Raw genomic sequence first — 20163 nt, 5'->3', positions numbered from 1 at the left:
AACTACTCTAATTCAATAGTGCTTGGTGGTTTTGAAGTAACGTCATACACTACCCTATTTATACCTCTTATACTGTTAACTATTTTATTTGAAATAGTTTGCATAAAGGATTTTTTAAATTCATAATAATCAGCTGTCATACCATCTTCAGATGTAATTGCTCTTAATAAACATAAATATTCATAGGTTCGATTATCTCCCATAACACCTACAGTTTTAACTGGCAGCAATGCTGCATAAGCTTGCCAGATCTTATGATAAAGACCGTGATCTTTTAAAGCTTGAATAAAATAATAATCAGCTTCTTTTAAAATTTTAATTTTTTCATTAGTTATAATACCTGGCATTCGAATTGCTAAGCCTGGTCCAGGAAAAGGATGTCTTGAAATAATTTCTTTACTTAAATTTAACTCTAATCCTAATTTTCTTACCTCATCCTTAAATAAGAATTTTAGTGGTTCTACTAATTTTAAATTCATTTTTTTTGGTAAGCCACCAACATTATGATGTGATTTAATTTTAGAAGTTTGACTACCAGTAACTGATTTACTTTCAATCAAGTCTGGATAAAGAGTGCCCTGAGCTAAAAATTTAACATTTTTAATTTTCTTAGCGTATCGCTCAAATATTTTGATAAATAAATTACCAATTATTTTTCTTTTTTTTTCTGGGTCAGAAACATTTTTTAATTTTTTTAAGAATTCCTTTTCAGCATTTACATAAATTAAATTCATTTTTAAACGCTTCTTAAAAGTTTGAACTACCTGTACTTCTTCATTTTTTCTTAAAAGGCCTGTGTTTACAAAAATACAATAAAGTTTTTTACCAATAGCTTTATTCAGTAATTGAGCAACTACACTGCTATCTACACCTCCTGATAAAGCACAAATAACTTTGTTATTTCCAACTTGTTTTCTAACATCTTTAATAAGCTGATTTTTTTGATCCCTAGAAGACCAATTTCTTTTAATTTTACAAATTAAAAAAATGAAATTACTTATTAACTTCTTTCCATTCTCAGTATGCGTTACTTCAGGATGAAATTGTACTCCATAATATTTTTTAATTTTATTTTCAACAATTGCAAATTTTGAATTAGTACTTGATGCTACAACTTTAAAACTCTTAGGAAGTTTTGAAACTTGATCAGCATGACTCATCCAAACTTGTTTAGATTTTTTGTTTCCAAAAAAATTAGTTGTTAAAAGACTGTTATTCTTTTTATAGACATTAGCTAAACCAAATTCTCTATGTTTAGATTGTTTTACTCTTCCACCATTAAGTTTTGATAAAATTTGATGCCCAAAACATATTCCAAGAACTGGTATATCAAGTTGTAAAATTTTTTTATCAAATGAATATTTATTTATTTGATAAACATTTAATGGACCGCCAGATAATACTATTCCTTTAACACTGTGATTTATGTCTTTTAGTTTTATTTTTTTGTGACTAACTATTTCTGAAAACACGCCAAATTCTCTTACTCTTCTTGCAATTAATTGGGTAAATTGAGAACCAAAATCTATTATTAAGATTTTGTTAAGATTTTGATCAAGACTCATTATTTTCAGGTTCTATATTTTTTAATGACTCTTGAATATCTTTGTTTTCATCACATAAATTTTTACAAACTTTTACAAACTTATCTGAAAGATCTTTGACTTTTTCATAATTAGATTTTTCTAAAGCAATTTTCATTAACATTAATAAAGCTTCTTCGTTATCAGGCTCAATTAAAAGTGTCGTTTCTAAATTGTATTCTTCTTTTCTTTGATTTTCTTCTTGGTTGTAAATTTTTGCTAAATATAAATATGAGTTTGCATCTTTTGGATTAAAAACAATATTTCTCTCAAATAGAAAACGCGCATCTTCATATTTTTCTTTTTTAAACAATTCTAAAGCTTCATTAAAAAAATTTTCTTTACTAAAAGACGTGCTGTTAAAAGAAGCTGTTAAAAGTATTAATCCTAATAATTTTAAAAATTTATTCATTAATATTTACTATCGTTTTTTACCACATCTACATTATGAACCATACTTTCATAAAATCCAGCTTTTGTAATTTTCACAAATTGTGGTTTATTTCTTAATTTAATGATTGTTTTTGATCCAAGATAGCCCATAGAAGATTTCAATCCACCAATTAATTTATAAATAATACTCCCAACATCTCCTTTATATTTTACGAAACCTTCAACACCTTCAGGCACATATTTTGAGGAGTCTTTTTGTTTTTTTTGAAAGTATCTATCGGCTGAACCTTTATTCATAGCTCCAACAGACCCCATGCCTCTAAAGCTTTTGAAAAGCTGTCCATTTTTTTTTATTAATTTTCCTGGGGTTTCGTTTGTACCTGCAAATAACGAACCTATCATTACAGCATCAGCTCCTGCAGCAAAAGCTTTTGCTAAATCACCTGAATATTTTATTCCCCCATCTGAAATTATTTTAACATTTTTATTTTTTAAACCACTTCTTACAGCTAAAATTGCGCTTAATTGAGGAACTCCTATACCAGCAACCAGTCTTGTTGTACAAATAGAACCTGGCCCTATACCAATTTTAATTATATCTACTCCTAATTTTATTAGGAATTTTGCAGCTTCTGGTGTTGCAATATTTCCTGCACACAAAGCAATTTTGTTAGTTTTTATTTTTTTTATATATTTGATTATTTCAGCAACTTTCTTTGTATGGCCATGTGCTGTGTCTACAACGATTAAATCTACACCTTCTTTAATTATTTCTTTAGCTCTAATAAATTCATTCGGTGCTGCACCTACAGCTGCTCCAACAATTAGTTTTTGTTTTTTTACTTTTTTTATCTCTGATAATTGTGTTTTAATTTCAAGGTTTCTGTGAATTACTCCAATACCACCAGCCTTAGCTATAGCTATTGCCATTCTGCTCTCTGTGACAGTATCCATTGCAGATGATAAAAGTGGAATTTTAAGTTTCAAATGCTTTGTTAAAGATACACTAGTGTCTGCATCAGAAGGTAATATTTCTGAATACTTTGGAGCTAATGTAACATCGTCAAAGGTAAGTGCTTCTTTTATGGGAACCATAATCTTTTATATACGATTCCTTTTAAATTAAAAGTCTCTATCGGATTTTTCTACAAATTATAAAACTTTCTTTGGAATCTTTTCTGCTAGATTTTGGTTTAAAAACCTTAACTTCTTTAAAATATTTTTTTCCCTCTGCGACGATTTCGTTAAATGTTCCTCCCATAAAAATTTTTGAAATAAAATATCCATTTTCTTTCATTAAATCTTTTGCAAAAAACATTGCCTCTTTACACAGTTCTCCAGTTTGTATTGAATCTATATTTTTAATCCCAGTTGTATCTACGGCCATATCAGACATTACGACATCAACTTTGCCGTTTATATTTTTTTTAATTTCGTCTTGAGTTTTTTCTTCAGTAAAATCTCCTTGGATTTGAACACTATTACCTATGGGTTCCATTTTTTTTAAATCTATAGATATCAATTTTCCACTTTTAGCTGCTTTGAGAACATATTGTGACCAGCTTCCTGGAGCTGCACCAATATCAATTACTGACAATCCACCCTTAAAAATTTTAAATTTTTCGTCAATTTCAATTAATTTGTAAGCTGATCTAGCACGATACCCATCGACTTTGGATTGTCTTACATAGATATCCCTACGCTGCTTATTAACCCAGTTCTTGGATATTTTATTTTTTTTCAATTAATTATTAAATCTTAAACTTTTATTTAAAATTTTACCTGTAAGAGTTTGAATATCTATCTTAATACTCTTGTTAAGTCTCATATCTTCTTTATCTTTCCATATACCAGCAGCTAAATGCATAATTCCAATTTTATAATTAGGTAAATAAGGCTCTACCCATGTATCTTTATCCTCATCAAACTTTGGCAAAAGGTTACTAGTGATCCAATTGCAGTTTAAAGGAAGAAATTCAGTTTCGACATTATCAACATAAACAGACATATTCATCGCTAATTGTTCAGAGCCAAATATTTCTCCACCTTTAAGTGTTTGCTTTAAGTTTTCCTGCCATGAATTCCAACACGTTGAATTTTTTTCTAAAGAAAAAACACCAATATTGATATGAGGAGCAAAAGCTAACTTTCTAGCTTTTTCTAAATCAATATTAGATTTTATTGCGTGTTTAAAATTTTGAGATTTAATAATTGCTAGTTTTCCAAAAACCCAATTTACTCTAGAAGTAATCTTGTAACCTGGTCCAATAGTTTGTGTAATTCCTAATTTGCCATTCTCACACGCTTTAAAATAAAGCTCAACAGATTGCCAATCATTGACCCAAGCATCACAATCAATCCATAAATATTTTTCAAAGCTCGGAAAATATTTTGGTAAAAAAGCCCGAGATACTTGGCTCTTTAACCATTCGCGCCCTTTGATTTTGCTATCTGGAACTTTTATATCCCACTCTGCTGATTTTATTTCATCTACTTTTGATGATAATTCAGTCTTTTGATCCTCTGATAAACCAGCATCCAAAATACATATTGCAACTTCAGAGCTCTCTTTAAATCTTTTTATAGAGTCTATTAACTCATTTAATAAAGGGAAATAATTTGAATCAGCTAATGATACAATAACACTTTTTTTCATCACAAAATATCTTCAAGATCATCATCTTCATCTTTATAATTCTGATCTTCGTTTTGTTTTTTTAATTTTTGATAATGAAAAAAACTAAATGGAAGCATACCTAAGTATATAATTGCACTAATAGATATAACGTTAAATGGATATATTAAAAGTAATCCAAAAAATAAAACTATTCCAAATAATAGAAAAATAGTTGCCTTTCTTTGAATTACAATTTTTTTAAATGAATAACTTGGAAATTTACTGATCAATAACAGAGATGTTGCAATAAAAAAAACTGGAACGACAACATCATAATTTATCTTTATAAATTCAAAGCTTGTAAGACTAAATATCAATGGACTTAAAACTAAAATACCTCCTGCAGGTGATGGAACTCCTTCAAAAAAATTATCTCTCCAAGAAGGTGCTTGACCTGTGTTTACGTTGAAACGAGCTAAACGTAATGCAACACAAATTACATATATTAAACATAGCAACCAACCAAATCTTCCTAATGTATTTAGTTTCCAGAAATACATAATAAATGCTGGAGCTACTCCAAAACTTATCATATCTGTAAGAGAGTCTAACTCCTTACCAACTTTTGATGTCCCTTTAATTAGTCTTGCTATTCTTCCATCTAATCCATCAATAAGAGCGGCAAACATAATTGCTATAATCGCAAATTCAAATTTTCCATCTAATGCAAATCTTATTGATGATAGACCTATACAAACTCCAATAAGAGTTAGCATGTTAGGCAAAATCACTCTTGCGTTAGTTTTTTTATCTGTAACAATTTTTAAATTGTTTTTTGGTTGTTCCATAAGTTAATTTTTAGCCAGCAGTGTTTCTCCAGAAATTGCTGTTTGACCAACTTTTACTAGTGGTTCATAATTTTCATAATAAACGTCTGCTCTACTACCAAATCTAATCATCCCAATTCTATCACCTTGATTTAATTCCTGATTTTTATTTGTTTCGCAAACTATTCTTCTTGCAACTAATCCTGCAATTTGAACGACTACAATATCATTCCCATGTTTATCTTTAATTTTATAATAATTCCTCTCATTGTCTTCACTTGCTTTATCTAAAGATGCATTTAAAAATTTACCTGGTTTATATAAAATATCCTCAACAATACCTGAGCACGGTGTTCTGTTTACATGACAATCAAAGACGTTCATAAAAATACTTATTTTTTTAAATTTTTTATTTTCTAGTCCAAGTTCTTTAGGACCGTCTACCTCTTCAACTTTAATCACCTCTCCATCTGCAGGACTTACAAGATAACTATCGTCTCCTATAATTGTTCTCTCTGGATCTCTAAAAAAATAATAGACCCAGACACTTAGTAAAATTCCTATTAATCCTAAAAAATTATTAATAATTAGAAAAATGATAGTTATGAATACAGCTATGACTATAAACTTGTATCCTTCTGTGTGAATCTTTGGAAATATCTTACTAAACATATTCTTCTATTTGCTAATTTTCGATTAATATGTATATAAAACGATCAAATTCAATTAATAAGATAATTTTTATTTAATGAGCAAAATCAAGGTAAAAAACCCAGTTGTAGAGCTGGATGGCGATGAAATGACTCGTATTATATGGGAGTTCATCAAAAATAAATTAATCCTCCCATATTTAGATCTTGGTATTGAATATTACGATTTAGGCATGAAAAGCAGAGATAATACTGATGATCAAATCACAATAGACTCTGCGAATGCAATCAAAAAAATTGGTGTTGGAATAAAGTGTGCAACTATTACTCCTGATGAAGCAAGAGTAGAAGAATTTGATTTAAAAAAAATGTGGAGATCTCCTAACGGAACGATAAGAAATATAATTGGAGGAACAGTATTTAGGGAACCAATTATTTGCAAAAATATCCCAAAACTAGTCCCTTCTTGGACTGATCCAGTGATTATTGGAAGACATGCATTTGGTGACCAATATAGAGCAACTGATTTTAAAGTTCCTGGAAAAGGAAAAATGGAAGTGAAGTGGACATCTGAAGATGGAAAAGATGAAATTAAATATGAAGTATTTAATTTTACAGGTCCTGGTGTGGCTTTATCAATGTACAATTTAGATAAGTCTATTGAAGACTTTGCAAGATCTTGTTTCAGTTATGGGTTAATTAAAAAATGGCCTGTTTATATGTCTACTAAAAATACAATTCTAAAACAATATGATGGAAGATTTAAAGATATTTTCCAAGAAATTTTCGACAAAGAATATAAAAGCGAATTTGAAAAAAATAATTTAACTTACGAACATAGGTTAATTGACGACATGGTTGCATGTGCAATGAAGTGGAGTGGAAAATATATTTGGGCTTGTAAAAATTATGATGGAGATGTGCAATCAGATACTATGGCACAAGGTTATGGTTCTTTGGGATTAATGACAAGTACATTATTAACTCCAGATGGAAAAGTAATGGAAGCAGAGGCTGCTCACGGAACAGTAACTAGACATTATAGAATGCATCAACAAGGAAAAGAAACTTCAACAAACCCGATCGCATCAATTTTTGCTTGGACTAGAGGATTAGCTCACAGAGGTAAATTAGATGGTAATGAAGAACTAATTAAATTTGCACAAACTTTAGAAAAAGTTTGTATCGAGTGTGTAGAAAGTGGATCAATGACAAAAGATTTGGCAATTCTTGTTGGTCCAAATAGTAAATTCTTAACTACAAATCAATTTTTAGATGAAATTGATGGTAATTTAAAAAAAAAATTAAACTAAACTCTTAAGCTTTTTAAAAGCTTCTTCAATTTTTGATTGATCTTGGCCACCAGCTTGAGCAAAGTCTTTTCTTCCACCACCGCCTTTACCACCAATTATTTCAGATCCAACTTTAACAAATTGAACTGCATCAAACTTGTTAGTTAAATTGTCAGTTACGCCAACAGCTAATCCAACCTTGTCATCTTTATTTGCAAATACAACCACAATACCTTCACCTAAATCTTTTTTACCTTTATCTACAAGTTTTCTTAATTCTTTTGGAGGCAATCCATCTATTTTTTGGAGTCTTAACTTAACTCCATTAATTTCTTCATCTTTAATAATATTTTTAGATTTGTCCTTTAAAATTGCATTTACTGAGATAGTTTCTAATTGTTTAGTTAAATTTTTTATTAAAGTTTTCTGGTCAATTTCTTCTAGACTTGGTTTTCCTCCCAATTTAATAATTTGCTGACTTAATTCTTTAATTGTTTCCTCATCTTTTTCTGCAGATAGGTTTGATAATTTTTCTTTATTTTTTAAATATTCCTCTAATTGTTTATCTCTCAAAGCCTCAATTCTTCTAACCCCTGCAGCAATTGAGGACTGGCTGACAATCTTAAATTTACCAATATCACCAGTGTTTTTAACGTGTGTTCCACCACATAATTCAGTAGAAAAATACTTACCGTCCTCATCTCCCATCGAAAGAACTCTTACTTCATCTCCATATTTTTCACCAAATAATGCTAAAGCACCATTTTCAACTGCCTCATCAGGTGTCATTAATCTAGTTTTAACCTCAGATTTTTTAGATACCATTTTGTTTACAAATTCCTCTATTTTATCAATTTCTTCATTCAAAATAGGTTTCATGTGACTGAAATCAAATCTTAATCTACTAGGCTCTACCAAAGATCCTTTTTGAGTAACATGCGTGCCAAGAACTCTTCTCAAGGACTCGTGTAATAGATGGGTAGCTGAGTGATACGCACGAGTATTATCTCTTCTTTCCACATCAATTTTTAACTCTACACTTTCCTGTATTTTTATAGATCCACTCTTAACCTTTCCGTAATGGACAAATAAATCTCCTAATTTTTTTTGAACATCGGTTACTTCAAATTTAAAATCATTTGATACTATTTCACCAGTATCACCAACTTGTCCGCCAGACTCACCATAGAAAGGGGTTTGATTTACTATAATCATTCCTTCATCATTTTCTTTTAACTGATCTACTTCTTTATTGTCTTTTAAAAGAGATAAAACGACACCTTCAGCTTGATTAGTTTCGTATCCTAAAAATTCAGTTGCTTCTAATTTATCTTTTATTCCAAACCAAATATCTTCAACCGCCGCATCTCCAGAACCTTTCCAATTTTTCTTAGCAAGTTCTCTACTTTCCTTCATTAAAGATTGAAACTTTTCAGTATCAATTGACATTGATTTATTTCTTAAAATATCTTCGGTAAGATCTAACGGGAAACCATAGGTATCGTATAATTTAAAAGCTACTTCACCTGGCAACACTTTGTCTATTTTAGATATTTCATCATTTAAAATTTTTATTCCTCTGTCTAATAGAACTAAGAATTTTTCTTCTTCCATTTTTAAAGTTTCTTTAATTAAAGACTCAGCTCTAACTAATTCTGGATAGTTTCCTGACATTTCATTTTTAAGAGTATCAAACAAGTTAAAAAAAACTGGTTCCTTTGATCCAAGTAAATGAGAATGTCTCATCCCTCTTCTCATTATTCTTCGAAGAACATATCCTCTTCCCTCATTTGAGGGCAAAACACCTTCAGCAATTAAAAATGAACTAGCTCTCAAGTGATCAGCTATAACTCTAAAACTTGAAAGATTAGATTTATCTGATTTAACTTTTACAATTTCTGAGGCAGAGTTGATTATTTTTTTGAAATGATCTGTTTCATAATTATCATGAGTACCTTGTAGTAAGGCTGCAATTCTCTCTAAACCCATACCAGTATCGACAGATGGTTTTGGGAGATTTATTCTCTTATCTTTTGTAACTTGTTCAAATTGCATAAAGACCAAGTTCCAAATCTCTATAAACCTTTCTCCATCCTCATCTTTACTTCCGGGTAATCCTCCAGGTAAATGATCACCATGATCAAAGAATATTTCAGAGCATGGGCCACAAGGACCTGTCTCTCCCATTGACCAAAAATTATCTGATGTAGCAATTCTTATAATTCTATCATCACTAAAACCCGCTATTTTCTTCCAAAAATTAAAGGCCTCATCATCTTCATGAAATACAGTTACATAAAGTCTGTCTTTATCTATTCCAAAATCTTTTGTAATTAAGTTCCAAGCATAGTGAATTGCTTGTTCTTTAAAGTAATCACCAAAAGAAAAATTTCCTAACATTTCAAAAAATGTATGGTGTCTTGGTGTGTAACCAACATTTTCTAAATCGTTATGCTTACCACCTGCCCTTACACATTTTTGTGATGTAGTTGCTCTCACATAATCTCTTTTTTCTAATCCAGTAAATACATTCTTAAACTGAACCATTCCAGAATTGGCAAACATCAATGTAGGATCATTATTTGGAACTAAATTACTAGATTCTACTATCTTGTGATCGTTCTTTTCAAAATACTTTAGAAAAGTATTTCTTATTTCATTGAGTGTTTTGTCTGCCATATTTTTAAAATACAGCTTTTTTATTCTATGTCTAGATACCGAAGGGAAAAAAGGCGCTTAAATTAAGCGCCTTTTATTAATAAAGATGACCTATTAATTCTTTTTAGAAGGAGGAGTAGCTTCTGCTTTTTCAGCTTCTTCTTTTTCAGCTACTTTCTTTTCTTTTTCCAATTTTTCAGGATCTATTGGATTTCCTTCTATTTTCTTAGAAATCACACCTGCTTTTTCTCTAATTGCCATTTCAATTTCTGCAGCAACTTTAGGATTTTGAGCTAAATAAGTCTTAGCATTTTCTCTACCTTGACCAATCTTCTCACCTTTGTAAGCATACCATGCACCTGATTTTTCAATTATATCTGCTTTAGAACCAAGATCGACTAATTCACCCATCTTGCTAATTCCTCTTCCATACATCAAGTCAAATTCGACAACCTTAAATGGAGGTGCTACTTTATTCTTAACTACCTTCACTCTTGTAGAGTTACCAATAATTTCATCTTTATCTTTGATGGCACCAATTCTTCTAATATCCATTCTTACAGATGAGTAAAACTTAAGTGCATTACCACCTGATGTTGTCTCTGGACTTCCAAACATAACTCCAATTTTCATTCTGATTTGGTTGATGAAAATCATCATTGTGTTCGTATTTGAAATTGAACTTGTTAATTTTCTTAAAGCCTGACTCATTAATCTTGATTGTAGACCAACATGATGATCTCCCATTTCACCGTCAATTTCAGCTTTTGGAGTTAAAGCTGCAACAGAGTCGATAACGATTACTGAAATAGAGCCCGATTTTACTAGTGTATCAGCGATTTCTAATGCTTGTTCACCGGTATCTGGCTGTGAAATTAAAAGTTCTTCAGTATTTACACCTAATTTTTTTGCATAAACTGGGTCTAATGCATGTTCTGCATCAACGAATGCGCAAATTCCGCCAGATTTTTGAGCTTCAGCAACAACTTGTAACGCTAATGTTGTTTTTCCAGATGACTCTGGTCCATAAACTTCAATAATTCTTCCTTTTGGTAATCCACCTATACCTAAAGCTAAATCAAGACTTAAAGAACCTGTTGAAACAGACTCGATATCCATTGCTCTCTTTTCACCAAGCTTCATTACAGAGCCTTTTCCAAAATTATCTGTAATTTGAGCTATAGCAGCGTCTAACGCTTTGTTCTTTTCTTTAACATCCATTTCTTGATCTTTAGTAGATTTAACTACTTTTAGGTTATTTTTCGTCATTTTTTGCCTCTTTTTTTAAATTTTTTAACACTCGAATCATGAAATAAATGTACACATTTTGTTCTCATTAGCAATATATTTATTTTTTAGCCTTAAAAATCAAATAATTACTTAAGTTTTAGATATTGGCTATTAAGCAAACCTACTGACTTAAGCAGATTGTATTGAGCCATGAGATAATTTTTCTCAGAATTTGCTAAAGAAATCTGAGCGGAAAGTAATAAAGCATTTGATTGGATAACATCTAAAGTTGTTCTCGAGCCTCTTTCGTATTCTGCAGCTATTCCTTCATTAGCTATTTCAGCTGCATTAACTTGAACCCTAACTGAATTTAAAAAACTTTCTGAAGACTCTAAACTAGACCAAGCACTTGCTACATTTGTTTCATTTGTTCTAACAGCATCATCTAACAGTAATCTTTTTCTGGTAGTTAAGTTTGAATTTTTAGAAATAGTTGATCTTTTTTTTCCACCTGAATAAAAAGGCCAATTAACTGTTGCCTTTAATACATCTTTTTCTCTTTCATCATATGTAGAACTTAGATCATCAGTATAAGATCTTTCTAAAGATAAAGAAGCAGTTGGTTTTAAGTCTGACTCTGAAATTGCTAATTCTTTTTCAGCTTTAGCTAAATCAAATTTTGCTATTTGAATATCCGGATTATTTTGTTTTGAAATACCAATTGCCTCGTTTAAAGATTTTGGAATATTGACTATTGCTGTTGAATTTTTCTGTAATTGGTTTGGATCACTAATTTTACCAATTATATTCTCATAATTTAGTTTACTAATTAATAAATCACTTTTTGATTTTGCAAATTGAGCTTGAGCACCTGCAAGTGATGACTCGGATTGAGCTAAGTCAGTGTTTGTAATTTGACCTCTGTCTCTTCTAATTTGATCATTTTCAACTTGTCTAATTAAAAGATTTAAATTTTTTTCATTTATATTTAAAGTTTCTCTAGCTAAAATTAAATTTGTGAAAGCATCGATTGCTTTATGCAAAATATCTTGTTCTTTTTTAACTAATTGAGCTTTTGCTAAATCTAAAGCAGTAATATTTTTTTCAAGAGTTAAGCCCCTACCAAAATCTAACAATGTTTGTTCTAATTTAATTGAAGTAGTGAACGGGTCTACATCAGTTATACTTGCATCACCTCCACTTTGATTGGTAAGTTTATTTGTATCTTCAATACTTTTTGTTCCACTTAATGTTAATGAAGGTTTGTAGTCAGCCTTTGCAATATTTACATCCTCTTCTGATGCTTTAATATTTTCTCTCTCAGCATTTAATTGAATATTATTTTTATAAGTTTGATTTAATGCATCAAGAAGCGTAACTGCGAAAGCATTACTAAAATATAATATTGATGTAATTACTATTATAAATATTTTTTTCATTTCGATTTATATACAGCAGTTTTAATTTGATGGTTACTGTTTAAATTTAAAATTATAGAGGCGTATTTAGGCATATTTTTGAACATGTTTTGAGTTATTCTTTGGTAGGTTTGCATAAAATTAATAACATCTCCTTTACTCATTATTTTATGACCACCCTTTTTCTTTGTTTTTAACCATAGTTTATGTTCCTGCTTTAATCTCCACTTTTGTAATAAACTAAAGTTTTTTGCTTTTAAGTAAATCATGCAATTTAACTGAGAATATAGCTTTTTATATTTAGTTTTTAGTTGTTGATTAACATATTTTCTCCAAACCAGTTTGCGATCCTTTGCCTTTTCCATAGAATTAATAGATTTTTTTAATGTCTTGTGAGCTTCCGCTCTTGCACCAACACACCATCCTTCAAAAATAATTACTTCTGGTCTTTTATTGATTTTGTTCCATTTGGTTTTAGGAAATCTGTCATCAATTGCTTTATTAAAATTTGGTAATTTTAATTTATTGAATTTTTTACTTTTTGATTTTTTAAAGAAATCCAACATCATATTGATATCATGAGTTCCAGGAACTCCTCTAGTAAGTAACATTGGGTGTACTTTTTTTGATAAAGCTATTCTTTCTTTTCTAGTTTTATAAAAATCATCAATAGAGATCTTGAATACTTTTAATTTAAAATACTTTTCTAATATTATCTTTATTATGGAGCTAATAGTTGTTTTGCCTGTTCCTTGTCCTCCAGCTAAACCAACAAAGTAAGGTTTTGTGTTATCTGCTTTTTTTGCAATCCAAAAACATATTGGGATTAAAAAATTCTTTATCATCCCCTCTTTATTGCCAAACTTTTCAGTTGGAGTTTCTTGTGATTTAATAAATTTAAAACAATCCTTTTTAACTTTCTTAAAACACTCTTCAGATAATTTCATTGAACTTTTATTTTTCTTGATCCATTGGATGGTTAAGACCATCAAAGTAAGCTACTTCTTTTAAATCCTCTACTTTAACTTCATCCACACAACCTAAATTAAATCCAGTCATAGCTGGTGCACTTCTTGGATTATGATGAGTGTAAATTCCACATTCAGTACAAAAGTAATGGTTAGCAACTTTAGTATGATACTGATAAAGTTTTAATTTATCTTGTCCTTTAGTAACTTTAAAATCTTCGTTTTTAACCATCCCCATTGTTGCATTTTTTCTTTTACAAATAGAACAATTGCATCTTACAATTTTTGCTAATTCATTAACTGTAGCTTTAATTTCTGCCTCTACAGCTCCACAATGACAATTTAGTTTCATATAACTCCTTTTTTATTTTAAAATACTTTTAGCTGCAATCTTATTTCCATCTAAATCACGAATATATCCATAATAATTTCCATCTTTTCTCACTCCTGGAGCTCCCTCATCTGTTGCTCCTTTTGAGATTGCAATTTCGTAAAATTTTTCAACTGCTTCTTTATTATCTGCTAATAAAGTTACTTGGGTTCCGTTACCAAACGTTGCATCTTTTCCATTTACTGGACGTGTTACATAAAATTGGACTTTCTCTGGATCACTTGAATGAGCGTAACCAAGGTATTTTTGTGTTTTCAAAACTCTTTTTAATTTCAAAGGTTCAAAGACAGCATCATAAAAATCACCTGACTTTTCATGATCATCAGAACCAACCATCACAAAATCTAAAATATTCATAATTTATTTATTATATTCCTCGTAAACTTTTTCTCTTTCACTTTTGTTCATTCCCTTGGTTTCTTCTATAAACTTATTTCTTAATTCTCTTGTTTTTAATATGAAAAAACAAACAGTGTCTTTGCTATGGTAAACTGCTTTTAATTCATCATCTATTTCGTTTAACTCTTCTGGAATATTGGCTTTAATACAAATCATAATTTTCCTTTATAAATCACTTTAAGACTACTTATTGTAAAAGTTATCCACATGTCCACCAAATGTTGTTTTCGATGTTCACGTTTTGATTCACTTTTGATTCAATTACGGACTCAAAATACAACCTCTTGAGTGTATTGTATAAATGGTCTATAAATTAGAACAAAACAAGAACATGAAACTAACAATCCCTTATTATCTACATAAAGCAGGCGCTGGCTTTCCTTCCCCTGCTACTGATTATATCGAAGAAGATATTGATCTGAACATGCATTTAATAAGAAATGTTCCAGCAACTTTCATCATTAGAGTTCAAGGTAAATCAATGGTCGATGTTGGGATTAATGATGGTGACTTATTGGTAGTTGATAAAAGTTTAAAACCAAAAAACTTTTCAACAGTGATTGCAAATGTTCATGATGAACTTGTGGTTAAAACTTTAGTTCAAGAACGAGATAAAAAATTTTTAACTTCTGGATCTAAAGAGTTTTCTGACAGAATTTTAATTAACGAAGAACAAGATATTTTTATTTGGGGGGTTGTTACTTATGTCATCCATTCAACGTACTAAAAAAATAGCATTAATTGATTGTAATTCTTTTTATGTATCATGTGAAAGATTATTTAATCCTAAAATAAGAAGAAAACCTGTTGTAGTTTTGTCTAACAATGATGGTTGTATCATCTCAAGATCAAATGAAGCAAAAGCTTTGGGAATTAAAATGGGTGAACCCTATTTTAAAGCAAAAGATATTATTCTTAAAAATAAAGTTGAAGTTTTCTCATCAAACTATTCTTTATATGGAGATTTATCAAGAAGAGTAATGCGAACTCTTAAAAGATTTAATTCAGAAATAGAAGTTTACTCCATTGATGAAGCCTTTTTAGATTTATCAAACTTTCCTGATAGTGAAGTTGAAAAAGTTGGAAAAGAAATTAGAGAAACAGTTTTACAATGGACGGGTATCCCAACAAGTATTGGAATTGCAAATACAAAGACTTTAAGCAAAGTTGCAAATCATATTGCTAAGAAAAAACAATCTGGAGTGACAAGTTTAATCGGCATTGAAAACTTAGATCCTATTTTAGAAAAAGTTGAAATCAATGATGTCTGGGGTGTTGGTAGACAACTAACTAAGTTTTATCAAAAGCATGGAATTTATAATGCTAAGCAATTAAAAAATAAATCTAATACCTGGATCAAAAAATCTTCTAATGTTTTAAGTTCAAGAACTGCAATGGAGCTTAGAGGAATTTCTTGTATTGGGTTAGAAACAACTACTACCAAAAGAAAAAGTTGTGTAGTTTCAAGATCATTTGGAAAAAGAATTGAAACATTTCAAGAATTAAAAGAAGCAGTCGCAAATTATTGTTTAAATGCCTCTGAAAAAATTAGATCAGAGTCTTTAGTTGCAAAAGCAATTACAGTTTTTGTTAGAACAAGTCCTTTCCAAAGAAACTTTGGTTATTATTCAAATGCAAAAACTGTTGATTTTCCAATTGCAACAAACAACAGTATTGAAACAGTTAAGACAGCAGTTTCAATATTGGAAAGTATATTTAAAAATGGTTACCGTTATCAAAAAGCAGGTGTCATGCTAACAGGATTGTCAAATGCAAGTGATAAAACAAATTTATTTACATCTGAAAAGGATGAAAAAATAAATAGCTTAATGAGATCCATTGATAATACTAATCATCGATATGGAAGATCCACTTTAAGTGTCGCTAGTGCTGGGGTTCATAAAAAGTGGAACATGAGAAGGCAATATTCCTCTAAAATTGATACTGCTGACTTTTATAGTTTGCCAACTATTAGAGGTTGATTTATCTGGTTTTTTTAATAAAAAAGAAGCATGCAAAACCAAGAAATAGTCAAAATAATTGAAAACCTTAAAGGGCGAAGAGATTATGAGGAAAAAAGAGCCTCTAAATTAGGTTTTGCCTCTCTATATGATTACTTTGAAGATAAGATTTCAAAGAAACAAAAAGCTCTTGAGGAAGAACAAAAAGAATTAGAAGCTGCAAAAGCTGATGATCAACCAAAAGCTGCTAAAAAAAGCTGCGGTTGCTGCTAAAATCTTTTTCATTAACTGTTATTTTTGATTTTTTTATAAACAATTTTTTTCCAATTATAATTTCTAAATAATGAACTAATAACTATTATTCTTTTATTATCTAAATCAATCAATATATTTTGTCCTGCAAATCCGCTTAATCCTAAAATTTTTCTTTCTTTTTTTATTCCAAAAAGATCAAAATGAATTTGGCCACCATAGGATTTTGTATAAAGACCTACATCGGTTGAATGTTTTACGTTGTCTTTCTTTTTAATTCTATTTTTATAAATTGTTTTTAAATACTTGCCTACACAAGTATCGTTATGCCAATCTTCCATCATTGTTTTTGCAATTCTTAAGTAATCATATCTATCCGCATAAAAGGAATATCTTGCAGAAACAAAATCTCCATATCTTCTAGATTTTTGAAATTGAACATTATTTTTAACTTTAACGTGCTCATTAAATACATTGTGTAATAATTTATCCCAATTATCACCTGCTTTATGTTTTACGTAATTCATGATTACATTGGTAGTTAAAGCGCTATAATTATAAATCAGTTTACTTTTTTCTGTGCCTCTTAAATATTTATCCTTTACTTTTACTAGACCAATAACATTCACGTTCTCTTCTGGCTTCTCACCTTTGATCCTATTGTCCGAACCAATATTTCTTCTTTCTCCAACCCATTTTTGATCTCCACCTTTCATATTCAGAAGATCAAGCAGTACCGCATCCTCGTAAAGAGTATCTTTAATTAAAGGCCAATCATTTAATTTTACATTAACACTGTCAATATAGCCTTCACAAATTGCGTGACCTGTTACATAAGACACTAAACTTTTGCCCATTGAATGTGAGGGTAACAAACCATCAATTATGTATTCTCCGCTACTAATTTTTTTAGGAATATCAGCAACATCAATAACAATTTTATCATTCTCAAATAATAGATAGCTAATAATTCCTGTGTCTTTATTTTTTTTAAATTCTTTTAGAACGTCTTTATCTTCTTTTAAATCTGATTGAAATTTATAATGATCTTTTGAACCTTTAATAACCCATCCTCGATAATCTATTAGAGGGTAATCCCAAGTATTTTTATTTTTATTTGCAAAAGCAGAAGTTGAAAATATTAATATAAAAATAACTGTTAAGATTTTTCTCATTTAACCTTTTCCTTTTTTAAATGGATCGTACAGTAGTTTTTTGTGATTATATTTGTATTTTTTATTATTATAATGAAGGGAATTAACAACTAGTATTCTTGAATTTTCTACATCAATTAAAATCATATTCCCACCATAGCCACCCATACCAAATATAATTTGGTCTTTTAATCCTGGAAAATCCATATGAAATTGACCCCCGTACGATTTTGTACGATTAAATAAGGGCTCTTCTTTTTCTTTGCTTCCTTTTGGTATTCTTCTTTCGTAAATCTCTTTTAAATATTTTCCAACACAAGTGCCATTCTGATAATCATCCATTATAGCTTTTGCTATTCTAAGATAGTCAAATCTTGTTGCCATTATGTTGGGATGTCCATTTCCAAAATGTTCTTGAAGACTAGTATAGCCATAACGAATGCTATTTTTGATCTTTATTTTATCATTGAAAACTTTGCTATAAAATTTGTCATAATCTTCACCGATTTTAAATTTCATATAGTTTAAAATTAACTGAGTGACAAATCCGTTGTAATTGTATCTTTCCTTAGATTTTTTTGCATTTTTATTTCTAAAGAATAAACGCATAGTTGTCTCTATATCTCTATCTTCATATGCACCTAATTTACTAGTACCATCTTCAAACTCATCGATATATTTTTGATCACCAGTATTCATGTTTAAAAAATTAATTAATTTTTGATCATGATAAAGTGAATCTTTTATTATAGGCCAGTCATTTACTCTTGCATCAACTCCATCAATATAACCCTCACATATGGCGTGGCCTACTAAATAAGAAGTTACTGACTTACCCATCGACATTGAATAAAATTTTGTTTCATTATTCAAAAACTCTCCTAATCTTTCTTTGGGAGAAAGTTCGTCAATTAATACTTCACCGTCTTGATAATATAAATAACTAAGGATGCCTTTAGTTTTCATTTGCTTTTTTACAAATTCATCTTCAATTAAGTTGAATTTAAAATCGTATGAACTATTTGTGGGTTTAAACTCTTTTAAATGTCCACCTCTATCTCTATATGAGTATTTCCATAAATAGTAAATCAAGGTATCTCTGTTTGGGTTTGAATGATAAGCAATATTGGTACCTGATAACGCTTTGTTTTTAATTTTAATATCTAAATTGTTCATCGTTATCATTTTTCCTTCAGGATAATTTCCACATTCCTCATGTAACCAGCTAGCACTATTTTTTTTTAATGTTGCACAATAATCAACCGGTTCACCTCCATTTTTTAAATATTGAGAGTGACCATTTTCCAAAAGCCATTTATTGAATTTCATTTGATTGAACCACTCTGAAGCAAATAGATTGCTTGAAGTTAATAAGCTTAAAGTAATGATTAGTAATATTTTTTTCACTCTGATGCCTTTATTTTAACCGTTAACTTTGTTGTCCCTTGATTTAAAAGTCAGCAAAACCAGACTTTAAGCTTTAAAAAGCTTGTCAGATAAATTTTGTAATTTGTCTCCAAAGAAAACTTCTTTTTGAATTCTATTAAAATCTAAATCAAATACAGTAGACATGGCAGAGGCATAAACAGATCGTGCATCAATCGTAGCATTTAAATCTCTTCCTTGATAAAGCTCTTTTCTTTTTAATCCTGGCCAATCAGAATACACTTGGCTTTTCTTTAATAAACCACCGGCCATAAATAGAGCAGTACCGTAACCATGTTCTGTTCCATTTCCTCCATTTTGAGCGATTGTTCTTCCAAACTCTGTAACTGTTAATATCAAAGTATCTTTATAAGCTTCTTTTAAATAAACCTTAAGATTTTCAATTATTTCATCCATTTCAAGTAGGCATTTGGTGTGAGTACCGTTAATTCCACCTTGAGCAGCATGAGTATCAAATCCATTTACTTCAAATACTGCAACTCTTGGACCATCGGGTTTTTTTAAATACTCAGCAGCTTTCATTGCTAAGTTGCCATTTTTTCTTTTTCCGTAACTCGACGTCATACCCATCATTTGCTCATTTTTTCTTTTCTTAACAAAATTCATCATATCTAACAGTTCCTCTTCCGAACTATCTGCGTAAATTGATCTTAATAATTCAAGCGTTTCTTCTCTTGGAAGACGTCCATCAGAAGGATAATAATTATTGTTTTTAGGTACCCCTCTTAATAACAACGGCATAGGTAAAGATAAAGCTAAACCCTCTCCTTTATGGTTAGCTATTTTCATTGCTCTTCCAAGCCAACCTGTTTTTTCTTGGTAAGGAACTTTTCCTCCTGACTCCATTAAGTTTTGACCTTCAAAATGTGATCGAGCTGTGTATGGAATGCTAGTTGCATGAACAATAGCACCAGTGTTTTCTTT

General features: G+C 30.0%; 21 protein-coding genes. 4 read left to right on the top strand and 17 right to left on the bottom strand.

Going from position 1 to position 20163, the window contains the following annotated elements:
- Window positions 1-2: 2 nt before the first annotated feature.
- The 7 genes from guaA to AMN88_RS00975 are packed head-to-tail and all read right to left on the bottom strand — an operon-like array spanning window position 3 to window position 6092.
- A complete protein-coding gene (guaA, locus tag AMN88_RS01005; protein ID WP_075536027.1) occupies window positions 3-1565 on the bottom strand; it encodes a glutamine-hydrolyzing GMP synthase in 1563 nt (520 codons plus the stop codon).
- Window positions 1555-1995 carry a tetratricopeptide repeat protein gene (locus AMN88_RS01000; protein WP_075536026.1) on the bottom strand — a complete coding sequence of 147 codons (441 nt, stop codon included), beginning with the start codon at window positions 1993-1995 and terminating at the stop codon, window positions 1555-1557. The genes guaA and AMN88_RS01000 overlap by 11 nt, the downstream gene beginning before the upstream one ends.
- Window positions 1995-3071, bottom strand: coding sequence for an IMP dehydrogenase (guaB, locus tag AMN88_RS00995; RefSeq protein WP_075536025.1), 1077 nt, complete (start codon window positions 3069-3071; stop codon window positions 1995-1997). Before guaB ends, AMN88_RS01000 begins: the two co-directional genes overlap by 1 nt.
- A 37-nt stretch (window positions 3072-3108) precedes the next feature.
- Window positions 3109-3720, bottom strand: coding sequence for an RlmE family RNA methyltransferase (locus AMN88_RS00990; RefSeq protein WP_075536024.1), 612 nt, complete (start codon window positions 3718-3720; stop codon window positions 3109-3111).
- Entirely contained in the window at window positions 3721-4632 is a 912-nt protein-coding gene (locus AMN88_RS00985; RefSeq protein WP_075536023.1) for a glycosyltransferase, read from the bottom strand.
- Complete coding sequence (pssA, locus tag AMN88_RS00980; RefSeq protein ID WP_075536022.1) at window positions 4632-5441, bottom strand: CDP-diacylglycerol--serine O-phosphatidyltransferase; 810 nt, start codon at window positions 5439-5441, stop codon at window positions 4632-4634. The genes AMN88_RS00985 and pssA overlap by 1 nt, the downstream gene beginning before the upstream one ends.
- 3 nt (window positions 5442-5444) lie before the next feature.
- Window positions 5445-6092: a phosphatidylserine decarboxylase gene (locus tag AMN88_RS00975; protein ID WP_075536021.1), complete on the bottom strand. Its 648-nt coding sequence runs from the start codon at window positions 6090-6092 to the stop codon at window positions 5445-5447.
- Window positions 6093-6168: 76 nt separating this feature from the next.
- Here AMN88_RS00975 and AMN88_RS00970 point away from each other — a divergent pair, with 76 nt between their 5' ends.
- A complete protein-coding gene (locus AMN88_RS00970; RefSeq protein ID WP_075536020.1) occupies window positions 6169-7383 on the top strand; it encodes an NADP-dependent isocitrate dehydrogenase in 1215 nt (404 codons plus the stop codon).
- Here AMN88_RS00970 and alaS read toward each other — a convergent pair.
- The 7 genes from alaS to AMN88_RS00935 form a co-directional block, all read right to left on the bottom strand.
- Entirely contained in the window at window positions 7375-10041 is a 2667-nt protein-coding gene (gene alaS, locus AMN88_RS00965) for an alanine--tRNA ligase (protein WP_075536019.1), read from the bottom strand. The genes AMN88_RS00970 and alaS overlap by 9 nt on opposite strands.
- A 93-nt stretch (window positions 10042-10134) precedes the next feature.
- On the bottom strand, window positions 10135-11289 hold the full coding sequence (gene recA / locus AMN88_RS00960) for a recombinase RecA (protein WP_023854927.1): 1155 nt from the start codon (window positions 11287-11289) through the stop codon (window positions 10135-10137).
- Between the two features lie 107 nt (window positions 11290-11396).
- On the bottom strand, window positions 11397-12689 hold the full coding sequence (locus AMN88_RS00955; RefSeq protein WP_075536018.1) for a TolC family outer membrane protein: 1293 nt from the start codon (window positions 12687-12689) through the stop codon (window positions 11397-11399).
- Window positions 12686-13657 (bottom strand): uridine kinase, encoded by a 972-nt coding sequence (locus AMN88_RS00950; RefSeq protein WP_256997770.1) that lies wholly within the window; start codon window positions 13655-13657, stop codon window positions 12686-12688. Before AMN88_RS00950 ends, AMN88_RS00955 begins: the two co-directional genes overlap by 4 nt.
- Window positions 13623-13988: a GFA family protein gene (locus AMN88_RS00945; RefSeq protein ID WP_075536016.1), complete on the bottom strand. Its 366-nt coding sequence runs from the start codon at window positions 13986-13988 to the stop codon at window positions 13623-13625. Before AMN88_RS00945 ends, AMN88_RS00950 begins: the two co-directional genes overlap by 35 nt.
- 12 nt (window positions 13989-14000) lie before the next feature.
- Window positions 14001-14384 (bottom strand): VOC family protein, encoded by a 384-nt coding sequence (locus tag AMN88_RS00940; RefSeq protein WP_256997769.1) that lies wholly within the window; start codon window positions 14382-14384, stop codon window positions 14001-14003.
- A gap of 3 nt (window positions 14385-14387) precedes the next feature.
- Entirely contained in the window at window positions 14388-14582 is a 195-nt protein-coding gene (locus AMN88_RS00935; RefSeq protein WP_075536015.1) for a hypothetical protein, read from the bottom strand.
- 175 nt (window positions 14583-14757) lie between these two features.
- Between AMN88_RS00935 and AMN88_RS00930 the strand changes: the two genes are divergently transcribed.
- Genes AMN88_RS00930 through AMN88_RS00920 form a run of 3 tightly spaced genes read left to right on the top strand, consistent with a single transcriptional unit; the run spans window position 14758 to window position 16660 of the window.
- Window positions 14758-15153: a LexA family protein gene (locus AMN88_RS00930; RefSeq protein ID WP_034390305.1), complete on the top strand. Its 396-nt coding sequence runs from the start codon at window positions 14758-14760 to the stop codon at window positions 15151-15153.
- Complete coding sequence (locus tag AMN88_RS00925) at window positions 15131-16408, top strand: Y-family DNA polymerase (protein ID WP_075536014.1); 1278 nt, start codon at window positions 15131-15133, stop codon at window positions 16406-16408. Before AMN88_RS00930 ends, AMN88_RS00925 begins: the two co-directional genes overlap by 23 nt.
- Window positions 16409-16438: 30 nt before the next feature.
- Window positions 16439-16660: a hypothetical protein gene (locus AMN88_RS00920; protein WP_075536013.1), complete on the top strand. Its 222-nt coding sequence runs from the start codon at window positions 16439-16441 to the stop codon at window positions 16658-16660.
- Window positions 16661-16671: 11 nt separating this feature from the next.
- Here the strand turns inward: AMN88_RS00920 and AMN88_RS00915 are convergent, their stop codons facing one another.
- The 3 genes from AMN88_RS00915 to AMN88_RS00905 all read right to left on the bottom strand — a co-directional run.
- Window positions 16672-17814 (bottom strand): hypothetical protein, encoded by a 1143-nt coding sequence (locus AMN88_RS00915; RefSeq protein WP_075536012.1) that lies wholly within the window; start codon window positions 17812-17814, stop codon window positions 16672-16674.
- Window positions 17815-19200, bottom strand: a complete 1386-nt coding sequence (locus AMN88_RS00910) for a hypothetical protein (protein ID WP_075536011.1) — start codon at window positions 19198-19200, stop codon at window positions 17815-17817.
- A gap of 66 nt (window positions 19201-19266) precedes the next feature.
- The coding region (locus tag AMN88_RS00905; RefSeq protein WP_075536010.1) for a DUF1501 domain-containing protein at window positions 19267-20163 on the bottom strand (897 nt) is incomplete at its 5' end.

Source organism: Candidatus Pelagibacter communis, assembly GCF_001180165.1.
Classification (GTDB): Bacteria; Pseudomonadota; Alphaproteobacteria; order Pelagibacterales; family Pelagibacteraceae; genus Pelagibacter; species Pelagibacter ubique_P.
The sequence above is the reverse complement of the archived record's forward strand: the minus strand, read 5'-3'. Positions and strand labels throughout refer to the sequence as shown.

Bases quoted from the DNA above. Each gene is read 5' to 3' on its own strand.
- guaA (WP_075536027.1), bottom strand. From the start codon at position 1,565: ATGAGTCTTGATCAAAATCTTAACAAAATCTTAATAATAGATTTTGGT.
- AMN88_RS01000 (WP_075536026.1), bottom strand. From the start codon at position 1,995: ATGAATAAATTTTTAAAATTATTAGGATTAATACTTTTAACAGCTTCT.
- guaB (WP_075536025.1), bottom strand. From the start codon at position 3,071: ATGGTTCCCATAAAAGAAGCACTTACCTTTGACGATGTTACATTAGCT.
- AMN88_RS00985 (WP_075536023.1), bottom strand. From the start codon at position 4,632: ATGAAAAAAAGTGTTATTGTATCATTAGCTGATTCAAATTATTTCCCT.
- pssA (WP_075536022.1), bottom strand. From the start codon at position 5,441: ATGGAACAACCAAAAAACAATTTAAAAATTGTTACAGATAAAAAAACT.
- AMN88_RS00975 (WP_075536021.1), bottom strand. From the start codon at position 6,092: ATGTTTAGTAAGATATTTCCAAAGATTCACACAGAAGGATACAAGTTT.
- AMN88_RS00970 (WP_075536020.1), top strand. From the start codon at position 6,169: ATGAGCAAAATCAAGGTAAAAAACCCAGTTGTAGAGCTGGATGGCGAT.
- alaS (WP_075536019.1), bottom strand. From the start codon at position 10,041: ATGGCAGACAAAACACTCAATGAAATAAGAAATACTTTTCTAAAGTAT.
- recA (WP_023854927.1), bottom strand. From the start codon at position 11,289: ATGACGAAAAATAACCTAAAAGTAGTTAAATCTACTAAAGATCAAGAA.
- AMN88_RS00955 (WP_075536018.1), bottom strand. From the start codon at position 12,689: ATGAAAAAAATATTTATAATAGTAATTACATCAATATTATATTTTAGT.
- AMN88_RS00950 (WP_256997770.1), bottom strand. From the start codon at position 13,657: ATGGTCTTAACCATCCAATGGATCAAGAAAAATAAAAGTTCAATGAAA.
- AMN88_RS00945 (WP_075536016.1), bottom strand. From the start codon at position 13,988: ATGAAACTAAATTGTCATTGTGGAGCTGTAGAGGCAGAAATTAAAGCT.
- AMN88_RS00940 (WP_256997769.1), bottom strand. From the start codon at position 14,384: ATGAATATTTTAGATTTTGTGATGGTTGGTTCTGATGATCATGAAAAG.
- AMN88_RS00935 (WP_075536015.1), bottom strand. From the start codon at position 14,582: ATGATTTGTATTAAAGCCAATATTCCAGAAGAGTTAAACGAAATAGAT.
- AMN88_RS00930 (WP_034390305.1), top strand. From the start codon at position 14,758: ATGAAACTAACAATCCCTTATTATCTACATAAAGCAGGCGCTGGCTTT.
- AMN88_RS00925 (WP_075536014.1), top strand. From the start codon at position 15,131: ATGTCATCCATTCAACGTACTAAAAAAATAGCATTAATTGATTGTAAT.
- AMN88_RS00920 (WP_075536013.1), top strand. From the start codon at position 16,439: ATGCAAAACCAAGAAATAGTCAAAATAATTGAAAACCTTAAAGGGCGA.
- AMN88_RS00915 (WP_075536012.1), bottom strand. From the start codon at position 17,814: ATGAGAAAAATCTTAACAGTTATTTTTATATTAATATTTTCAACTTCT.